The following is a 19,181-nucleotide window of genomic DNA, read 5'->3' on the forward strand; positions in this document are numbered from 1 at the left end:
CCGGACGTCGAGCCGTGGGCCCGGTCGTGCTGCACGGCGACGATCCGGCCTTTCCTGGCCTCGCAGCCGCGGCCGGGGTCACGCCGCCGCTCGGGAGCGGGTCTCGTCCACCTCTTTCCCGTCCACGTCATGGTGAATGGGTGTCCCCGAACCGGTCAGCGGAACCCCCGTCCCGCCCCGGCGCGCCGCGACGATCTCCGCCGCGATGGACAGGGCGGTCTCCTCGGGGGTGCGGGCACCGAGGTCGAGGCCGATCGGGGAGCGCAGGCGGGCCAACTCGTGGTTGGTGACGCCGACTTCGCGCAAGCGCCGGTTGCGTTCCGCATGGGTGCGGCGCGAGCCCATCGCGCCGACGAACGCGACCGGCAGCCGCAGGGCCGTCTCCAGCAGAGGAACGTCGAACTTGGCGTCGTGGGTGAGTACGCACAGAACGGTTCGTTCGTCGGTCGCGGTGCGCCGGAGGTAGCGGTGCGACCAGTCGACCACGAGGTCGTCGGCGGCGGGGAAGCGTGCGCGCGTGGCGAAGACCGGCCGGGCGTCGCACACGGTCACGTGGTAGCCGAGGAACTTGCCCGCCCGTACGAGCGCCCTCGCGAAGTCCACGGCGCCGAAGACGATCATCCGGGGTGGCGGCACGCTCGACTCCACGAACAGCGTCACTCCGCCTGGGCAGCGTGCCCCGTCCTCCGCGATATCGACGGTGCCGGTGCGACCGGTGTCCAACATTGCGCGGGTCTCCGCCGCCGCCGTCCGGTCCAGTCCCGGATGCCCGCCGAGGCTGCCCTCGTACGATCCGTCGGGGTGAACGAGCAGCGCCCTGCCGAGCACTTCGTCCTGGCCCCGGGCCACCCGGGCGAGTGCCGCCGCCTCTCCTCGGCCCGCGGCCGACAACGCCGCCCGGAACACCGGTGCGTCCGCGCGCACCGGCGTGACCAGGACTTCGATGACGCCTCCGCAGGTGAGTCCCACCGCGAAGGCGTCCTCATCGCTGTATCCGAACCGTTCACGCACTGTCCGGCCGTCCCGGAGCGCCTGGACGCACAGGTCGTACACCGCCCCTTCCACGCAACCGCCGGACACGGAACCGATGGCGGCGCCGTGACTGTCGACGGCCAGGGCCGCGCCGGGACTGCGCGGCGCGCTGCCGTCGACGGCCACGACGGTGGCGACGGCGAAGTCCCGGCCCTCCTCGAACCAGGGGTTCAGCTCTTCGGCGATGTCAAGCACTCCGGGCTCCCTCCGCCGCCCGATGCCGTGCTTCGTCCGCCGCACGCAGGACGCGATCCGGACGGATCGGCAGGTCGCGGTGGCGCACGCCGGTCGCGTGCCACACCGCGTTGGCGATCGCGGCGGCGACGCCCACGACGCCGATCTCGCCGATGCCCTTGATCCCGACCGGGTCGTCCGGGACGGGGTCGTCCACCCAGTCCGCCTCGATGAGCGGCACGTCGGCGTGTGCGGCGAAGTGATATCCGGCGAGGTCGGCACCGACGTGGCCGCCGGAGGCCTGGTCCCTGATCGCCTCCTCGTGGAGGGCCATGGACAGCCCCCAGGTCATTCCGCCGATGAACTGGCTGCGGGCGGTGAGCGGGTTGACGATGGTTCCTGCGGCGTAGATGCCGAGCAGCCGTCGCACGCGCACCTCACCGGTGGCGACATCCACCGCGACTTCGGCGAACTGCGCGCCGAAGGAGTGCCGTTCCTTCTTCGCGAGGGCGCCGATGGCCTCGGCGGTGTTCGACCGGGCAGTGATCCCCTCCGGCGGAATGACGCCTCCCAGGGACAGTCGCTCGCGCAGTTCGTCCGCCGCGACCGTCACCGCCCACGCCCACGAGCGCGTACCCATCGAGCCACCGGCGAACATCGCCGGGCCGAGGTCGCTGTCCGCGATGCGTACACGGATGCGGTCCGGATCCACTGTCAGCGCGTCCGCCGCGACCAGGGCCATCGCGGTCCGCGCCCCGGTCCCGATGTCCGCCGCGTTGATCCGCACGGTGAAGGTACCGTCCGATTCCGCGGTCACGGCCGCTGTGGACGGGCCGACTCCCGAGGGGTAGGTGGCAGCCGCCGTTCCGGTTCCGAGCAACCAGCGCCCCTCACGGCGCAGGCCGGGACGCGGGTCCCGGTCCGCCCAGCCGAACCTGCGGGCGCCCTCCTCGAAGCAGGCGAGCACATTGCGGCTGCTGAACGGCAGCCCGGACACGGGGCCCGTCTCGGGCTCGTTGCGTGCGCGCAGCGCGATCGGGTCCATGCCGCACTTCTCGGCCAGTTCGTCGAGGGCGGATTCGAGGGCGAAAGATCCCGGTGCCTCACCCGGTGCGCGCATCCAGGCCGGGGTCGGCACGTCGAGCCGTACGAGCCGGTGAAGGGTGTGATGGGCGTCCGCGTCGTACATCACGCGCCCCAGCGCGGCGCTCGACTCGATGAATTCATGCACGGTCGACGTAAGACTCTGCGCCTGGTGGTCGAACGCGCGCAGCCGGCCGTCGGTGTCGGCGCCGAGCCTGACCCGTTGCGCCGTGGGGCTGCGGAAACCGACGAGGGAGAACATCTGGCGACGAGTCAGCACCACGCGGACCGGGCGGTGGAGGACGGTCGAGGCCATCACGGCGGCCACTTGGTGCGGGCTCAGTCCCTTCGATCCGAAGGCGCCGCCGACGTGTTCGGACCGCACCCGTACGGAGGCCGGATCGAGGCAGAAGAGCTGCGCGAGTTCGCTCGCCACCCAGGTGCTGCCCTGGTTGGAGTCGACGACGTCGAGCCGACCGCCGTCCCAGCGAGCCGTCGCCGCATGCGGCTCCATCGGGTTGTGGTGTTCCTCCGGTGTGGTGTACTCCTCGTCCACGACGACGGCGGAGGCGCCGAGTTGGGCCTCCACGTCCCCTTTACCCGTCTCGGCCTGGACCATCGGGTTGTCCTGCGGTGTGTACGCACCGGAGTGTCCGGCGAAGAACGCGACGTCGTGCGGTTCCTCGTCGTACCGGACCACCAGCGCCTCGGCGGCTTCCCTGGCCTGCTCGGACGTCTCGGCCACGACCAGCGCCACCGGCCAGCCGACGAAGGGTACTCGGTCGTGCTGGAAGATCCCGAGGACCGGGTTCGGCCGCCCCAGCATGCCCACGTAGTCGGTTTCGACGCGCGGCGCGTTCCCGTGGTGCAGCACGGTGAGGACGCCGGGCAGGGCCAGGACCGGGGCGTCCTCCACGGAGCGGATACGGCCACGGGCCACGGTCGACAACACCAGCCATCCGTAGGCGAGTTCGGCGAAGGGGATCTCCCCGGCGTAGCGGGCCGCCCCGGTGACCTTGTCCCGGCCCTCCACGCGGGTATGGCCGGATCCGACGGCACCCGTCACGGCGGCGATTTTGGTCGTCGTGGTCATCGGGCAGCCTCCTCGGTGAGTTCGGTCAGCACGGCCACGACGAGGTTGCGCATCAACGTCACTTTGTATCCGTTCTCGGGAAGCGCCTCGGCGGCCGCCAGTTCGGCATCCGCCGCGGCGGCGAACGCCTCCGCGCTCGCCGTGCGGCCGATCAGCACCTGCTCGGCCGCACGGGCCCGCCACGGTCGGGACGCGACGGCCCCGAACGCGAGGCGCACTTCGCTGACGACATCGTCCTGGACGTCGAGCGCGGCGGCGAGCGAGCCGATCGCGAAGGCGTACGAAGCGCGCTCACGCACTTTCCGGTACCGCGAGCGGGCGGCGACCGGGTCCTGCGGCAGCGTGACTCCGGTGATCAGCGCGCCCGCAGGAAGGGCGGTCTCGATGTGCGGGGTTTCGCCCACGGGCAGATAGAACTCGTCGATCGGCAACTCGCCCGGCCCGTCGGCCGTTTCATACGAGATGACGGCGTCGAAGGCGGCGAGCGCGACCGCCATGTCCGAGGGATGGGTGGCGACGCAGTGTTCGGAGGTGCCGAGGATCCCGTGGTTGTGGTGCTCGCCTGTGAGCGCGGGGCAACCGCTGCCGGGGGTCCGCTTGTTGCAGGGTTTGCTCAGGTCGATGAAGTAGCCGCAGCGGGTCCGCTGGAGCAGATTCCCGCCGACGGTGGCCATGTTGCGCAGCTGTCCCGAGGCGCCGGCCAGGACGGCCTGCGCCAACGCCGGGAAACGACGCCGCACTTCGGGGTGGGCTGCAAGATCGCTGTTGGTGACAGTCGAGCCGATGCGTAGCCCGCCGTCTTCAGTGAACTCCACTCCGTCGAGCGGGAGTTCACGTACATCGATGAGCAGAGCGGGCCTTTCCACGCCGGCTTTCATCAGGTCGACGAGGTTGGTGCCGCCGGCGAGGAAACGGGCTTCGGGTTCGCCGCCGAGCAGGGCGACCGCTCCGGAGACGTCGAAAGCGCGTTCGTAGCCGAATTCCCTCATACTGCCGCCTCCTTGACCTCGGTCGCGGCCGAAGCTGCCGCCTGTGCGACCGCCTGCACGATCGACACGTAGGCGCCACAGCGGCACAGATTGCCGCTCATCCGCTCGCGGATCTCTTCGGCGGTGAGTGCAGGCGCTCCCGCTTCGGGCCGGACGTCGTCGGTCACGGCGCTCGGCCAGCCCGCCGCATGCTCCTCGATCACCGCGAGGGCCGAACAGATCTGCCCCGGTGTGCAGTAACCGCACTGATAGCCGTCGAGGTCGAGGAAGGCCTGCTGAACCGGATGCAGCCGCTCACCATCGGCCACGCCTTCGATGGTGATGATCGCGCGCCCCTCGGCCGCGACGGCGAGCTGGAGACAGGAAACGGCCCGGCGCCCATCGAGCAGCACCGTACAGGCGCCGCATTGGCCCTGGTCACAGCCCTTTTTCGTACCGGTCAGATCGAGATGCTCGCGCAGGACGTCGAGCAGGGTGGTGCGATGGTCGACGGGCAGCGTGTACTTCTCGCCATTGATGTTCAGGGTGATGGCGCCGGACGTCGATGGGGCCATGATCAGCCTTCTTTCGCGTTGCTGATGCGCGTCGAACGTGACGATCCCGGCGGACAGCCCGGGAGGGAAAGAGAGATGCGGATGAATGGACCAGCGGCGATGGGTACTGGTCGGCCACACTGGCCGGATCTACCGCTATGGTGGACCCTAAGCGGACACCTGTCCGGTTGTCATCGAACCTAGCGGACAGCTGTCCGGTTAGCAAGGCCGGACATGGCTGTGATTCCGGAAGGAGGACGAGTGCAGGAAGAGAAGAGTGCGACTCTGCGCCCGGACGCGCAACGGAATCGCGAGCGCATCCTGGAAGTCGCGCTGGCCGAGCTGACGCGGGCCGCGGATGCTCCGCTGAGCGCGATCGCGAAGAAGGCGGGCGTCGGACAAGGGACGTTCTACCGCAACTTTCCCAACCGCGAGGCCCTCGTTCTGGAGGTCTACCGCTACGAGATGCAGCAGGTCGCCGACACCGCCGCCCAGCTGCTCCAGACCCGCGCGCCCGACCAGGCCCTGAGGGAGTGGATGAACCGCCTGGCCCAGTACGCCATGGCCAAGGCCGGCCTGGCCGACGCGCTGCGCAAGACCACAAGCAGGTACGGCAGCCTGGCCCAGCTGGGTCACGGCCCGGTGACCCAGGCGGTCACACTCCTGCTGAACGCGAACGAGGAGGCCGGCACCATCCGCCCCGGGCTGACCCCCGACGACTTCGTGCTCGCCATTGCCGGGCTCTGGCAGATCGACCCGCACAGCGACTGGCAGCCGCGCGCGACGCGACTGCTGGACCTCGTGATGGACGGGCTGCGGGCAGGGGCGTCCCGAGCGGATGGGCCTGCGACGGATGAGCGTGAGGCGGACAGGTCCCAGGCGAATGGGCCGGGGGAAGGGCGGACCTGAGGTGGGCTGAGCCGGGCCCCGGGTACCTGGCTCGGGCGCACCCCCGGTGCACGATGCCCGCGGTGTGGGCGGCGGCGGTCCGGGCGGCTCAACACCGCACCTGGTGTGATGGTCGCCGCGCACCCACAGTGCCGGCACCCGGTCCGCTTCCCGCACCTCTTGACGCTGCTACAGGGCCCGAGGTGTCCCACGAGCTGCGTACCCCGCTCACCGCCCAGGGGACCGTCCTGGCGCTCCCTGCCCGCCCCGCAACCGCCGTTACCTGCGGCGACATCGGATCAAGCACGGCGTCCCCGAGGCGACGGCGGTGCGTCGTATTCAGTCGATCTGCCGCCGCTCACCGACACCCAGCGCAAAAGCTTCCGAGGGTGTGACCGGGAAGGGGTCCTCAGACCGACCGGCACATGGGGGGTGGGAGAAGGAGCGGGGCTGGGTGCGTGCAGCTGCAAGGCGGAGGATTGAGACAGATGGGGTCTCCCCTGCTCGAGCGCAGCCGAGAGCTTGGGGAAGGAGCCATGGTGATTGACGACAACGCGGCAGATGCGCGTGCCCAGCCCCGCGACGCCGCCCCCCATTTGCCGGTCGGTCTTAGTGGGTACCACGCGCCGTCTTCGGCGAGGGCCACCAGGCTGCGTCTGAGATCGGGGTTGCCGGTGAGCCGGTGAGCCGCGGGACGACGTCGGTGACCATGGAAACCTCGCCCCTCTCGATCGCCTGGTACCACGAGATCCAGGTCTCGATCTGTTCCCCGCTCATGCCCAGTCGCCATCGCCGCGCGAAGGCTTCCTCAAGGGTTTCGGGTTCGTAGCGGTAGGGCCGACCGGTGGCCGCGGCGATCCGCGTGACCGCTTCGTCGAGGGTCAGGGCCTCGGGTCCGGTGATCTCAAGGGTCGCGCCGTCGTGCTCGGAGCGGGGACCCTCGTCGAGGGCGACGGCGGTGATCACGTCGGCGATGTCCTCGTGGGTGACGAACGCGGCCCGGCCTGTGCTCCCGGGGCCGCTCACGACGAATTCCTCGTTGGCGAGGGCGGCCGGCGTCGACGTGTAGAAGCCCGACCGGAGCACCGTGTGGCGGATCCCGGCCCCTGCCAGGAACTGTTCGGTCAGCCACTGGTCGCGGGCGTTGAGGTAGGTGGCGGTGGGTGACGCGCTGACCAGCGACACGTACAGGACCCGGTCCACGCCGACCGCGATCGCGGCCTCGACCGCGGTGGCGTGTTCCTCCAGCCGGCGTCCCGTGCGATGTCCGGAGACCAGGATGAGGGTCGACGCGCCCTTGAGCGCCTTGCGCATGTCCGAGGCGTCGGCGTAGGCGGCCGGACCGCGTCGCTGGGCGCCTGGTAGTTCGGGCATGCGGTCGGGGCTGCGTCCGACGAGGAGTTGGGGGATGCCGTGGTCGGCGAGTCGAGTGGCGATCCGGCTGCCCAGCGCCCCGGTCACCCCGGTGACCGCCACCGTGGCGTGGTTCCCCTCAGACATGGGTTTCCCTCCATCCGGAGCCGATACCGAACGTGGAACCTCTACTTCCGATTACATACCTGGCAGTGGATCAGAAGCGAAGGCGCGACGCAATCCGTACATGGGAGTGGGGAGCATGACGAGGGAAGTCCCCAGACCGATGGTCGACGAGATGACCTTGGGCGGCGCGAACAGCCCGGTCAGATGGTTTAGCGCCCGCTCGCGAGGCTCCGACCTGCCGAGATGGTGGGCGAGCCGGGCATGGAACCCGGCTGACCGTCGGACCACGGCTCCACCGATGTTACGGCGTTGCGTCGAGGTCGCGGGCGAGGAGCGCGGCCAGTTCCTCGACCGCGGCTTCCGCGCCGTCGCCCTCCGCGGCCAGTACCACTGAATCGCCGTGCCGGACCGCGAGGGCGAGCACGGAGAGCAGACTCCGGGCGTCGACGGCGCTCTGACCGTCCCGGCCTATGGTCACCTTGACCGGCTGCCGGGTAGCTGCCTGGACGAACACGGAGGCCGGGCGGGCGTGCAGACCGCTGCGGGAACCTACGGCGACAGTGCGCTGATGCATGGTGAACTCTCCTGTGTGGTGGTGGGGAGCGGGGTTAAGGGGCAGTCCGTCAGGCGGCGACGGAGATCTCGGGCTCTTCGGTTGCCGGGGCCGGCGCCTCAGCGGCTCTGCGCATCCCTTTGAGGAGGACGACCAGGGCGGTCGCGACCGCCGTACCGGCGGCGATGGCCAGGAGGTAGAGGAACGGCTCGCCTATGAGCGGCACCACGAAGATGCCACCGTGCGGGGCACGCAGTGTGCAGCCGAAGGCCATCGACAGCGCGCCGGTGACCGCGCCGCCGGCCATCACCGACGGGATCACCCGGAGAGGGTCGGCTGCCGCGAACGGGATCGCCCCCTCGCTGATGAAGGACGCGCCCAGCACCCAGGCCGCCCTGCCGTTCTCCCGCTCGGTCTTGCTGAACAGCGTGCCGCGTACCGTGGTTGCGAGAGCCATGGCCAGCGGCGGCACCATGCCGGCCGCCATCACCGCGGCCATCACCTTGAGGCTGCCGGGCGTCGGGTCGGCCAGGCCGCCGACCGCGAAGGCGTACGCCACCTTGTTGAGCGGCCCACCCATGTCGAAGCACATCATCAGGCCGAGGACGATGCCGAGAATGATCGCGTTCGAGCCGGAGAGCCCGTTGAGGCCGTCGGTCAGGGCTCGTTGGAGCGAGGCGATCGGCTTGCCGACAACGATGAACATCAGGAAACCGACGACCACCGAGGCGAGGAGAGGAATCACCAGCACCGGCATGATGCCGCGCAGCGTGGGATGGACCTTCACCCGTTGGATCGCCATCACCACCCCACCGGCAAGCAGACCCGCCGCGAGGCCGCCGAGGAAGCCCGCGTTGATGGTGAGCGCGATGGCACCGCCGACGAACCCGGGGACGAGCGCGGGCCGGTCCGCCATGCCGTACGCGATGTATCCGGCCAGCACCGGCACAAGGAAGGCGAATGCGGCGGTGCCGATCTGATTGAGCAGAGCGGCCCAGCTGTCGGCCTCTCCCCAGACGAAGTGGTCCGCGACGGACTTGGCACTGGCGATCTCATAGCCGCCGATGGCGAAGGACAGCGCGATGAGGAGGCCGCCTGCGGCGACGAACGGCACCATGTAACTGACGCCGGACATCAGGTAGGTGCGCAACCGGATCCCGAAGTGTGCATGGTTGCCGTCGGCCGCGGCTCCGCCGTCCTGCTGAGCGACGCCGCCCGCGACAGTGCTGGTCTCGCCGTGCTCCGCCTTCCGCCTGGCTTCGGCGATCAGCGCGGCAGGCCGGTTGATCCCTGCCTTGACCCCGGTGTCGACGATGGCTTTACCGTCGAACCGGGCCTTCTCGCGCACCTCGACGTCATGGGCCCAGATGACCGCGTCGGCAGCGGCGATGAGCGCCGGGTCGAGTCTCTCGAACCCGGCTGAGCCCTGCGTTTCGACGTCGAGCACCACGCCCTCGGCGCGGGCCGCGGCTGCCAGTGACTCGGCGGCCATGTAGGTGTGTGCGATGCCGGTCGGACATGACGTGACGGCGACGACCCGGAAGGGTTTTTCGTCGGCCGTTGCACCGCGGTCCGAGGCAGTGCCGTCCGCTGTTGCACCGTCCGCGGGCGAGGCGTCCGGAGCCGGGCCGGCCGGAACGGCCTCCTCGCCGCGGATCAGGGCCGCGGCGGCGTCCGGGTCGCGCTCCGCTCGCAGCGCGCCCGTGAAGTCCGGGTCCATCAGCCGTCGTGCCAGGGCGGAAAGGATGGTGAGGTGATCGTCGTCGGCCCCGGCAGGCGCCGCTATCAGGAAGATCAGATCAGCGGGGCCGTCCGCCGCACCGAAGTCGATGCCGCCCTCGCTGCGGCCGAACGCGAGCGTGGGGGCGGTGACGTGCTCACTGCGGCAGTGCGGGATGCCGATGCCGCCGTCCAGACCGGTCGGCATCTGTGCCTCACGGGCGGCCACGTCGGCGAGGAAGCCGTCGAGGTCGGTGACGCGGCCCCCGGTGACCATTCGCTCGGCCAGTGACCGGGCTGCGTCGTACTTCGTCTCGGCGGACAGATCGAGATCGACCAGTTCCGCGGTGATCAGTTCACTCATCGCGGGGCTCCTTGCTCGTGGACCGTCCTGTGGGCGGCTCGGGGGGACTCGGGGCGATGCGGGCTGGGCCGCGGATGCACGGCAGTCATGAAGTCGGCTCCGTCAGGGGTCGGTCCAGGGGGATGTCGGTGGTCGTGGTGACCGCCGACAGGTCGAGTTCCGCGGGGGTCGGCATGACGCTGCCTGGCAGCTGCACGGCCGCCGCGCCGTGGGCGACCGCCGCGGCGAGCGCTGCCGGGCCATTTCCACCCGCGACGAGGAAGCCCGCCAGGGAGGCGTCGCCCGCTCCGACGTTGCTGCGGACCGCGCCCACCCGGGCGCTGCCGAAGTATGTACCCGCACCGTCGACCAGCAGTTGCCCGTCGGCCCCGAGGCTGGCCAGAACGGATCGGGCACCGCGTTCGCGCAGCTCCTCCGCCGCCTTCACGGCGTCGCCCACCGTGGCCAGCGGGCGACCGACGGCCTCGGCGAGCTCCTCCGCGTTCGGCTTGACCACATCGGGGCGTTCCCGCAGCGCTGCGGTCAGCGCCGCGCCGGAGGTGTCGAGGGCGATCCGGGCCCCGGCGTGGTGGCTCCGGGCCACCAGCTCGGCGTACCACTGCGGGGGCAGCCCACGAGGCAGACTTCCGCAGCAGACGATCCAGTCCGTGGTGGACGAGTGGGTCTGTACCGCATCCAGCAGGGCCTCCGCCTCGGCCACGGTGATCTCCGGGCCTACCGCGTTCACCTTGGTGAGCGTTCCGTCGGGTTCGACGAGCGTGACGTTGATACGGGTGCTGGCGGCGATCGGTACCCCGGCCGCTTCGATGCCCTGTTCGCCGAGCAGCCGGGCGAGAAGTGAGCCCTCAGGCCCGCCGAGCGGTGCGACAGCGATCGTACGGTGGCCGGCTGCCGCGACCGCGCGCGAGACGTTGATGCCTTTGCCGCCGGGGTCGACCCGGTCGTCCGTGGCCCGCAGCACGGTACCGCGGGTCAGCCCGGGCAGCTCGTATGTACGGTCCAGGCTCGGATTGGGGGTGACGGTGAGGATCATGCGCGTACCACTTCCGTGCCCTGGCTCTCGATGGCAAGGGCGTCGTCGGAGCCGAGTCCGGTGTCGGTGATGAGCAGATCGACCTGTGCGAGGTCGCCGAAGCGGGCGAAGTGTTCCTGGCCGAACTTCGTGGAGTCGGCCAGGAGCACGACCCGCCGGGCGGCGGAGATCATTGCACGCTTGACGGCGGCCTCGGCCAGGTCCGGCGTGGTCAGGCCGCCCTTCGGCGAGTAGCCATTGGTGGCGAGGAAGACGACGTCGGCGTTGATCTCGCTGTAAGCGTTCAACGCCCAGGCATCGACCGCGGCACGGGTACGGTGTCGGACCCGGCCGCCGACGAGATGCAGCGCGATGCCGGGGTGGTCGGCGAGCCGGGCGGCGACCGGCAGAGCATGGGTGACCACAGTGAGGTGGGCGTCGAGCGGGATGGCCGCAGCCAGCCGGGCGGCCGTGCTGCCCGCGTCGATGATCACGCTGCCGTCGGTGGGGAGCTCGCCGAGCGCGGCTGCCGCGATGCGCTCCTTCTCATCGATGGCCACGGCATCGCGCTCGGCGAGCTCGGGCTCGAAGTCGAGCCGCCCGGCAGGGATCGCACCGCCATGGACGCGCCGAAGCAGTCCTGCCCGGTCGAGGGCCTTCAGATCACGCCGCACGGTCTCGGCGGTGACCTGGAACTCCTCGGCCAGGGACAGCACATCGACCCGGCCGCTCTCGCGGGCGAGGCGGAGAATCACCTGCTGCCGCTCCGGTGCATACATGTTGTTTTGAATCCGTTCTATGCCCGACTGTGTGGTTTCGCGGTTAGGTTACGCGCCCGGTTCGGCGATGTAAACAGACTCGGGCATGTATGGGCCTGAACGGACACGTGGTGTGCCGGGGCTGGTGCCGTCAGGTTCACCGTGTGTGTCCCACGGCCGGCCGGTATGGCGGCGGGGCAGGGGGGTCGGAGTGCGGTTGCCGACCGGGTTGGATTTGTGGGATCGGCGTCCGGGTGCGCATCGTGAGGACCGCAACCTTGCCGGGGCGACGGAGGAATGCCCGGCGGGTTGTCGCGGTCAGGCATTGAGTGTGCGTTCTCCGACGCGGAGCTTCCGTACGGGGCGTTGTCGGCGCGGGCCGCGAGCCCCCGCCGCCCGGCACTCGGGGGCTCTTCGGACCTGCTCACCTCGGTTCCCCGCCCGCTCCGCGCTGACCTGTAGTGGAACTCCCAGGGATTCGCCCGACGGTTGGCCCTTGCTCGGGTAGGGGTGAGCGGGTTCAGGGAGGGGTCATGGTCGGCTTTTTGATTGGTTGACCGGCTCGAGTCGCTGTGGGGGACGCCACTCGGTCAAGTCGGGCAAAGTGTGCCAGTCTGTGAATTGTGCAATTTTCAACTATTGATCGGCGGCAAGGCCGGGCGCCATCATCACCGGGTCTGCGGCCGCCGCTGACGCGACTCGTCGAAGCGACCCGCCGCGATTGGGGATGGCATGCCCTGGTGCACGGCGCCAAGAACCTGATCGCCGCGCTGCTCGCCTGGGAGTTCGCCACTCTCTGGATCCAGGGGGAGCGGCCGTATGTGGCTGTGGCCACCGCATTGCTCATGGTCAATGCCGCGACGGTGTACCGCTCCGTGACGCAGGCTGCGCGGAGCATGGCCACCCGGGCGGCGGGAGTGCTGTTGGCTCTCGGCACCGTGTGGCTGCTGGGATCCACCGCCGGGAGTATCGCGGGCATTGTGGGGATCGCCCTGGTGGCGGCCGGAAGCCGAAATTCCGACGACCGGCTCCAGGTCGCATCGACGGCGGTTCTCACGCTCACCGCGGCGGCCGCGGCTCCGGTCGGGCACGTCGTCCTGACGGCGATCGCGGCGCTGAGCGGCGCGGTGGTGGGTGTTGCCGTGAACGCGCTGGTCCTGCCGCCGCTACATCTGGACGAATCCGATGGCGCGGTTCGGGACCTCGCCCGCGTCATGGGGGCATTGCTGCGCGACATGGGCCACGGACTGCGGGAGCGGCAGCATGTCGCCCGCACGCACGGCTGGGTGGAGGACGGGAGGGGGCTGGGGCGGCGGGTCGCGGACGCGCGCGAGCGCGTGCAGCAGGGACAGGAGAGTCTGCGCTGGAACACCTGCTGGGCGGTGCATCCACAGCACCGGCCGGTGACCTACGGTGACATGCTCAGCACACTGCATGGCGTATCGCTCCAGGTGCGCGGCATTGCTCGAACGCTGGCCGACAACGTGGACGACACCCACACCGACCACCACCTGGGACAGCAGTTCCTCGATCGGTACGCCGAGATGCTCAAGTTGGCAGGGCAGGCCGTCGAGGCGTTCGTCGAGGTCGACAGCGCAGCCCGTCCGGCGGAAGCCCGTGAGGGACTGCGTGCAGCGATCGACCGTGCCCAGGCATGGCACGACACCATGACCGACCTCATCGGCCGGGGCGCATTGGTCAAGCCGGGCGCCTGGCATGTCTACGGATCTCTTATGACCGACGTGGAGCGCCTCCTGGTCGACCTGGACCACGCCGGGAGGGTCTGACCTCCGGGCGCAGTCCGAGGACGTGTCCTGCGCGGCACGGTGTCAGGCGGCGTGTGGAAGCAGCGGCGGTGCTCCAGCCGGATTCGGGTGCCCGGCCTCGCTGTTCCCGGGCGGCGGCGCTGCGCTGCAACTTCGACCTGCCGGTGTGCACCCGCATCCACCACGCCCCCGGTGGCATGCTGGCGTCCCATCCGGCTGGCAGGGCGGCTCGGGGGCCCGAGCGGTGGTCAAGACAGGCCGCCGGAAGGTGTCGACGCGCTTGTCCTGTGGACCACACCAGTCGAGGCAGTTGCTGCAGTTCCGTGAGTAGTTCGGAATGGGCCGGCTTTGGGCGGCCACACCCGGATGAGTACGGGAGAAGCGCAGGGAGCACGGGGCGTCGCCGGAAGAGGCCGTGGCCAAGCAGGATCTGTTCCACGGTCTCCGGCGGGGCGTGAACCTGCCGTCCCGGCTGAAGACGGCCCCGCCGCGCTGTCAGGACGTCCGCCGAGGTGAGGCAGCACCGCTCAGCTTCGCGGATGGCGGCGCGCTGCCGCGGGTGATCGTCGGCGAAATGGGCGGGCGCGCGGACCCGGGCACCACCCACACGTCGATCTCGCGTGCGCATGTGTGCCCGGTTGCGGCCGGACTTCAATGCGCTGGCGTGCGCGCTGACCGGCCTGGGGTCGGTGGGAGGGAGGAACAACGTCCCGCGCGCATGGGACAGCTCGCCGTATACGGGGGGCTGCGACATGGTCACGGGCGCGACTGACGCCGGACAGGACAGCTGCAGCCCCCAATTGGAGATGCTGGTGCTCGGCGGTGAGTCGCCCCGGGAGCCGGTCGCCGTCTACGGCCCCTTCGCGAAGAACACCCGGCAGGAGCTGTACAAGGCATCCGTGGACTACGGACCCGGCCGGCGGCGGTCTTCCCCGAGCGCCCTGCGTCGGAGCGTGGTGAGGGCCGTTTCGTGCAGTGGGTGGAGGTCGCCCGGCCATGAGCTACGCGCATGAGGAACCCAACCGGCGGAGGAGCTCTGTGATGAGGCGCACTCGACCGGCCGGCATCGGTGTCGCCGGTCGGCTCGGCCACATCGGCGCATGGCGATTCTCGGATAGGGATGACGGGCGGATCGGAACCGGTTGCACAGCACAATCTCCACGGAGATGAGCGGGCGCTCCGTCCGTGGGAAGTGGCGCCACCGTGGCGTGGCCGTGGTGTCAACAGAGTTGCATGCCGAGTTCTCCGGTGCTCCAGGCCGGATGCGTGTGACGGTCCTGACCCGCGCCCGGCGTCAGGGCCGTCGATTCCATTCGCGCACAGCGCCGATGCGCCGGTGTCGCTGTCCAGAAGGACGGCGAATGCTTGCATCGTGGTGTGGATGACGTCCCTGGAGGTCGGCAGGTCACCGCTCTTGTCACCATGGGGCAGGGCGAGTTCGGACACAACGCGTGCCAGGACCTTCTGCCCGGTTCGGGGTCTCAGAATTGTTCAGGGCCGCGAGGACATGGCGCCACGGTGTCATCGCGGGTCCGCAACATTGACAGCGGGCACCGGGGTGGGGAGCGGCTCGCAGCCGAGCGACCATCTGCTCGCCGCGCAGACTCGAGGGGCAGGGCGCCTGGCCAGCACCTCGGTGCCGCGGAACGTGCCCGCGCTCATGCGCAGAGGTTGACGGAACATCAGATCCAGTGCATGAGGATGGTGACCGCCGATTCCAACTGTTGCCCGGAGTGCAGGAATCCGCCGATGAATAGGTCGGGTGACCAGTCATCAGGGTTGAAGGTGCGCCTGGCTCGCTCGCTCGGCCTCACGCTCAGTGCCGCAGGACGGGATTCGGTGTACCGGTCGCTGCTGTCCCTTGAAGCGACTGCGAATTCCGTCCCGCGGCTGAGTGCGGTTTCCTCGGCCGCACTCTGATCATCCACCGGTGGCCATCCAGGACCGGTGGATCCTGCACCGGATTTGCTGGTCCGATGCAGGGGACAATGCCCCCAAGTGGGGATTGGTGCAGGGCCGGCCCGGAACCCTTGCGGCGCCTTCGGTAGATGACCTGTACCTGCTGAAGGCGCATTCTCGAGGTGACTCTCTCCTGTGGACGGGCCTGGCCTTTCCACAGCAGCTCATGCGGATCACGCGTCCGCCACGGGCGTCAAGAACTCTGTTGGCCGGAGTCCGGTGCCAGTGCCCATCGGTTGCCACTCACCGTGTTGGGAGTGGCCGTCGTCGTTGCGATACGTCGCCGTGGTCGAAGCAGCCGCCTGTGGTGTTCCGTGAAAGTCGACGGCTGCGTCCCAGGGGCATGAACGGCCTTTGTGTTCCCGGCCCGCTAGCGACGTGCGTCGTGGTCGCGGAGCCAGTAGACCTGGTCGAGGACCCACTGGCGACGAGCGTCGTCGTCGCTCACCCGGTAGTGGCCGCGGCCATCGTGATCCCGGCCCCAGGAGCGCTGTCCATCGTGGTGGTGGACCCGGTGACCATGATCACTGTGGTCGTGGTTGCCCCAGCGCTCGTCCCAGCGAGTGGGCCGGACCTCGTGGTGGGCGTCAGCGGGCCGTGCGGAGTGAGAAGCGACGGCGGGCCGGTCGCCGGTCGTGGGGGTCGCCGCCGAGGCGGAACCGCCAGTGGCGAGGAGCCCGGCCGCTGCGACTGCCACAGAGGCCACCGCGACGGCGGCCTGACGCGCAAACGTGTATGCCATGATCTTTCCTCCTTGATCGCCCCGTGACCTGCATGAACAGGGCCACGGGCTGCCTTGGGTCAGGCACTTGCGACATTACTGCGAAATGGTTGAACGGAAAACTAATGTCGCTGTGAGGAGGACCATGGCCGGGAAAGTCATTGCGACGGAATATTTCAACCACACGCATGCTTCGGCTGGCGGGCCTCGGTTACTCCCAGGACACGGTGAGTGCCTGGGCATGCTCTGGTCTCCAGGGTTCCACTGGGGTCTGAGCCCAGCGGAGGTCCTTCGGTTCCTGTTGTGCCGGCATTGACGTGGGCCGGAAGCTGGTCGGGAAGGTCGGCGGCGGCAGGCTGCTGCGGCTGTGACGACATGACGACGGCTTTGCCGCTGCGCCTCTCTTGCAGTCGTCCCTCGCCCGGGGCGTCAGTGAGAGGGGTTCGCTTGACACCGCGCTGTATCCGCCTGCCCGTGGGTGGCGCGACGTACCACGCAGGGGGAAGGCTCTTCCTGCAGTCCTGCAGTCCTGCAGTCCTGCGCGGCCAATACGGCACACGGCCATCATCCCTGAGACCGTGGCCGCGCCGGCCGTGTGTTCTTCTCGCGGTTCTACGGCGGATTGAGATACGGCAGGGGGCAGGGGTGGTGGACCGGCGGAACAACGAGGGAGGGCAAGGAGGTGGAACTGGGAGGCGACAGTGCCGATACCCGAGCAACGGTTCGGTACACGCCGTCAATTGGGCGCCGGAGCAGACCAAGAGCGGTCCCCTGCCGGCCTGCGCCCGCAGTGGGTCAGGGCCGCGATCTGGGTCGGGCGATGAGTACGGACACATCGTCGTGGTCGTCCGGATCACGCAGTGTTTCCAGGAGCCGGTCGCAGGTTTCTTCCAGGGAACGGCCGTGGCCGTCGAGTACGCGGAGGAGCAGGTCGAGGCGGTCATCGATGGCGTCGCGACGTGTTTCGACCAAGCCGTCGGTGTAGAGGACCAGTTGATCGCCGGGGCGCAAGGGCACGGTGGTCGTTTCGAAGGGGACGCCGCCGACCCCGAGGGGTGCACCAGATGGGAGGTCGAGCAGTTCGGGGGTCCCGCCCGCAGGTGTCAGTGCCGGGGGCAGGTGTCCGGCCGCAGCGATGCAGCACGAGTCGCTGTGCGGGTCGTATTCGGCGTAGATGCAGGTGGCGATGTAAGGATCGATACCGGCGGTGATCTTGTCGAGGTGTTGCAGCACCTGGGAGGGCGGGAGGCCGAGGTCAGCCAGGGTCGCGGTGGCGGTACGCAGGCGGCCCATCGTGGCGGCCGCATCGATGCCGCTGCCCATCACGTCGCCCACCACGAGTGCGGTCTTGCCCTCCGTGAGAGGGATGACGTCGAACCAGTCGCCACCGACCTCGGCAGAGGTTCCGGCGGGTTGGTAGCGGGTGGCGACCTCCAGACTTTCGGGTGGCGTCGGTGTGGGCAGCAGGCTGCGCTGGAGCATCACCGCGGTGTTGCGCACGCCTTGGTACAGGCGTGCGTTGTCGAGGGACACCGCAGTTCGGCCGGCCAGCTCACCGGCCAGGGTGACGTCGTCCGCGCTGAAGGGCAGTTGATTGCGGCCGCGCATCAGGCCCAGGACACCGAGCGCCCCGCCCTGGGCGGTCAGCGGTATCGCGAGATACGAGTGGATGCCGACACTGGCCAGGACGGCGGCGGCTCCGGCGTCACGGGCGATGCGCGCCAGATCCCACTCCTCCACGCGGGTCACTATGATCGGCTGACCGGTTCGTACGCATTGGGTGGGCAGTCGGTCGGCGTCATAGCTGACCGGTTGGTCGGCCGTGCCGACGGCGTCGGCCGCCTCGGTGAGGTAGGCGGCCTTCACAGCGAGGGTGTGAAAGCGCGCTGGGCCGCTGTCAAGCGTCGGGGGCCGGCGATCGTCCAGGGCGGAGTCGAGTACGTCTACGACCGCCACGTCGGCGAGCTCGGGCACTGCGACGTCAGCCAGCTCACGGGCCGTCTGTTTCATGTCCAAGGTGGTACCGATACGGGCGGACCCTTCGGCGATCTGGGCCAGGCGCCGGCGGGCCTGGGCCGCCGCTGTGATCGCACCGTACCGATCGGTGACATCCACCACCGACAGGGCGACACCAAGAGCCTGACCGTTGAGATCGTCCAGCCGGTAGGCGGAGACAGACCAGGCGTGATCGTTGTCAGGGTCGGCCGGGGTGCGGCCAATGGTGTACTTGTCAACCTGAGGGCGTCCGGTCTCGAGCACTTCCCTGACCGCTGCCTCGGACGCGTCGACACTGACGGAGGGCAGGACCTCACGGAAGCCCCGGCCGAGGTGCTCCTCGGCAGACAGGCCGTGCATCCGTTCCATCGCCGGATTGACGGCCACGTAACGCAGATCGGTGTCCAGAACCTCCACCCCGATCGGCGACTGGGCGATCAGCTGCGTGGACAATGCCACGTCACGCTCCACCTTGCGCAGCGTCGACGCATCGGTGGCGACACCCAGGGCGTAGAAGTCGCCCTGCCTGTCTGGTAGACGGCTGTTGCGGAATTCCACCAGCCGCGTACTGCCGTCCTTGTTCCGGACGGGAAAGATCCCGGCCCAGCTCCGACCGGTCTCCATCATCTGCTCGCACTTGTCGGCCACCAGGTCCCTGTAGGGAGCATGGACCAGCAGCTGAGCCGCCTGCTGGCCCAGCGTCTCCTGCGCGGAGTAGCCGAACAGCTCCTCGGCCTGTGGGCCCCACAACACGAACCGCCCGGTCGTATCCAGCGCCACCACCGCCACGCCGAGCGCCTCCAGCACCCCGCTCGGCCGTTCCAGCCGAAGGCCGGACGAGTCGCTGTCGGCACCGAAGGATCCCGCTTCACTCATCCCGGGCGCTCCTTCCACCTGCCAGGACGACGCGCGCCCAGCGCAGGCCCTGGAGCTGCAGCGCTGGGATGTTTCCCGTGCCTTTCCGGTGCTTCCATAGTCTCCTGAGACGACCGACGGCGCACAGCGCCGGGCGAGGGCGTGTGGTGAAGCAGGAGGCTCTACGACAGGCTCGACGGCTCCTACG

Annotated in this window: 14 protein-coding genes; 3 read left to right on the plus strand and 11 right to left on the minus strand. The window is 69.5% G+C overall.

What is annotated here, in order from left to right:
* Positions 1-78 precede the first annotated feature (78 nt).
* Genes GA0115254_RS38990 through GA0115254_RS39005 form a run of 4 tightly spaced genes read right to left on the minus strand, consistent with a single transcriptional unit; the run spans position 79 to position 4,925 of the window.
* The gene (locus GA0115254_RS38990; RefSeq protein WP_093900028.1) at positions 79-1,227 is read right to left on the minus strand and encodes an XdhC family protein; all 1,149 of its coding nucleotides are present in this window, start codon (positions 1,225-1,227) and stop codon (positions 79-81) included.
* A complete protein-coding gene (locus tag GA0115254_RS38995) occupies positions 1,220-3,382 on the minus strand; it encodes a xanthine dehydrogenase family protein molybdopterin-binding subunit (protein WP_093899985.1) in 2,163 nt (720 codons plus the stop codon). Before GA0115254_RS38995 ends, GA0115254_RS38990 begins: the two co-directional genes overlap by 8 nt.
* Complete coding sequence (locus GA0115254_RS39000; protein ID WP_093899986.1) at positions 3,379-4,371, minus strand: FAD binding domain-containing protein; 993 nt, start codon at positions 4,369-4,371, stop codon at positions 3,379-3,381. Before GA0115254_RS39000 ends, GA0115254_RS38995 begins: the two co-directional genes overlap by 4 nt.
* The gene (locus GA0115254_RS39005; protein WP_093899987.1) at positions 4,368-4,925 is read right to left on the minus strand and encodes a (2Fe-2S)-binding protein; all 558 of its coding nucleotides are present in this window, start codon (positions 4,923-4,925) and stop codon (positions 4,368-4,370) included. The genes GA0115254_RS39000 and GA0115254_RS39005 overlap by 4 nt, the downstream gene beginning before the upstream one ends.
* 213 nt (positions 4,926-5,138) lie before the next feature.
* Between GA0115254_RS39005 and GA0115254_RS39010 the strand changes: the two genes are divergently transcribed.
* A complete protein-coding gene (locus tag GA0115254_RS39010; RefSeq protein ID WP_093899988.1) occupies positions 5,139-5,813 on the plus strand; it encodes a TetR/AcrR family transcriptional regulator in 675 nt (224 codons plus the stop codon).
* Between the two features lie 588 nt (positions 5,814-6,401).
* Here GA0115254_RS39010 and GA0115254_RS39015 read toward each other — a convergent pair.
* The 5 genes from GA0115254_RS39015 to GA0115254_RS39035 form a co-directional block, all read right to left on the minus strand.
* On the minus strand, positions 6,402-7,292 hold the full coding sequence (locus tag GA0115254_RS39015) for an NAD(P)H-binding protein (RefSeq protein ID WP_093899989.1): 891 nt from the start codon (positions 7,290-7,292) through the stop codon (positions 6,402-6,404).
* A 280-nt stretch (positions 7,293-7,572) separates the two neighbouring features.
* Positions 7,573-7,845: an HPr family phosphocarrier protein gene (locus GA0115254_RS39020; RefSeq protein ID WP_093899990.1), complete on the minus strand. Its 273-nt coding sequence runs from the start codon at positions 7,843-7,845 to the stop codon at positions 7,573-7,575.
* 49 nt (positions 7,846-7,894) lie between these two features.
* Positions 7,895-9,907: a PTS fructose transporter subunit IIABC gene (locus GA0115254_RS39025; RefSeq protein ID WP_093899991.1), complete on the minus strand. Its 2,013-nt coding sequence runs from the start codon at positions 9,905-9,907 to the stop codon at positions 7,895-7,897.
* Between the two features lie 85 nt (positions 9,908-9,992).
* Positions 9,993-10,940, minus strand: a complete 948-nt coding sequence (gene pfkB, locus GA0115254_RS39030) for a 1-phosphofructokinase (RefSeq protein ID WP_093899992.1) — start codon at positions 10,938-10,940, stop codon at positions 9,993-9,995.
* Positions 10,937-11,698, minus strand: coding sequence for a DeoR/GlpR family DNA-binding transcription regulator (locus tag GA0115254_RS39035; RefSeq protein ID WP_093899993.1), 762 nt, complete (start codon positions 11,696-11,698; stop codon positions 10,937-10,939). Before GA0115254_RS39035 ends, pfkB begins: the two co-directional genes overlap by 4 nt.
* A gap of 719 nt (positions 11,699-12,417) precedes the next feature.
* Here GA0115254_RS39035 and GA0115254_RS39040 point away from each other — a divergent pair.
* Both GA0115254_RS39040 and GA0115254_RS48070 read left to right on the plus strand, forming a co-directional pair.
* Positions 12,418-13,464 carry an FUSC family protein gene (locus GA0115254_RS39040; protein WP_093899994.1) on the plus strand — a complete coding sequence of 349 codons (1,047 nt, stop codon included), beginning with the start codon at positions 12,418-12,420 and terminating at the stop codon, positions 13,462-13,464.
* A 605-nt stretch (positions 13,465-14,069) separates the two neighbouring features.
* Positions 14,070-14,456, plus strand: coding sequence for a pirin-like C-terminal cupin domain-containing protein (locus tag GA0115254_RS48070; RefSeq protein ID WP_093899995.1), 387 nt, complete (start codon positions 14,070-14,072; stop codon positions 14,454-14,456).
* Between the two features lie 1,316 nt (positions 14,457-15,772).
* Here the strand turns inward: GA0115254_RS48070 and GA0115254_RS39055 are convergent.
* Both GA0115254_RS39055 and GA0115254_RS39060 read right to left on the minus strand, forming a co-directional pair.
* On the minus strand, positions 15,773-16,144 hold the full coding sequence (locus tag GA0115254_RS39055; protein ID WP_093899997.1) for a hypothetical protein: 372 nt from the start codon (positions 16,142-16,144) through the stop codon (positions 15,773-15,775).
* Between the two features lie 774 nt (positions 16,145-16,918).
* On the minus strand, positions 16,919-18,994 hold the full coding sequence (locus GA0115254_RS39060; RefSeq protein ID WP_093899998.1) for a SpoIIE family protein phosphatase: 2,076 nt from the start codon (positions 18,992-18,994) through the stop codon (positions 16,919-16,921).
* Positions 18,995-19,181: the final 187 nt, after the last annotated feature.

The sequence above is a fragment of the Streptomyces sp. Ncost-T10-10d genome, assembly GCF_900091955.1.
GTDB lineage: Bacteria > Actinomycetota > Actinomycetes > Streptomycetales > Streptomycetaceae > Streptomyces.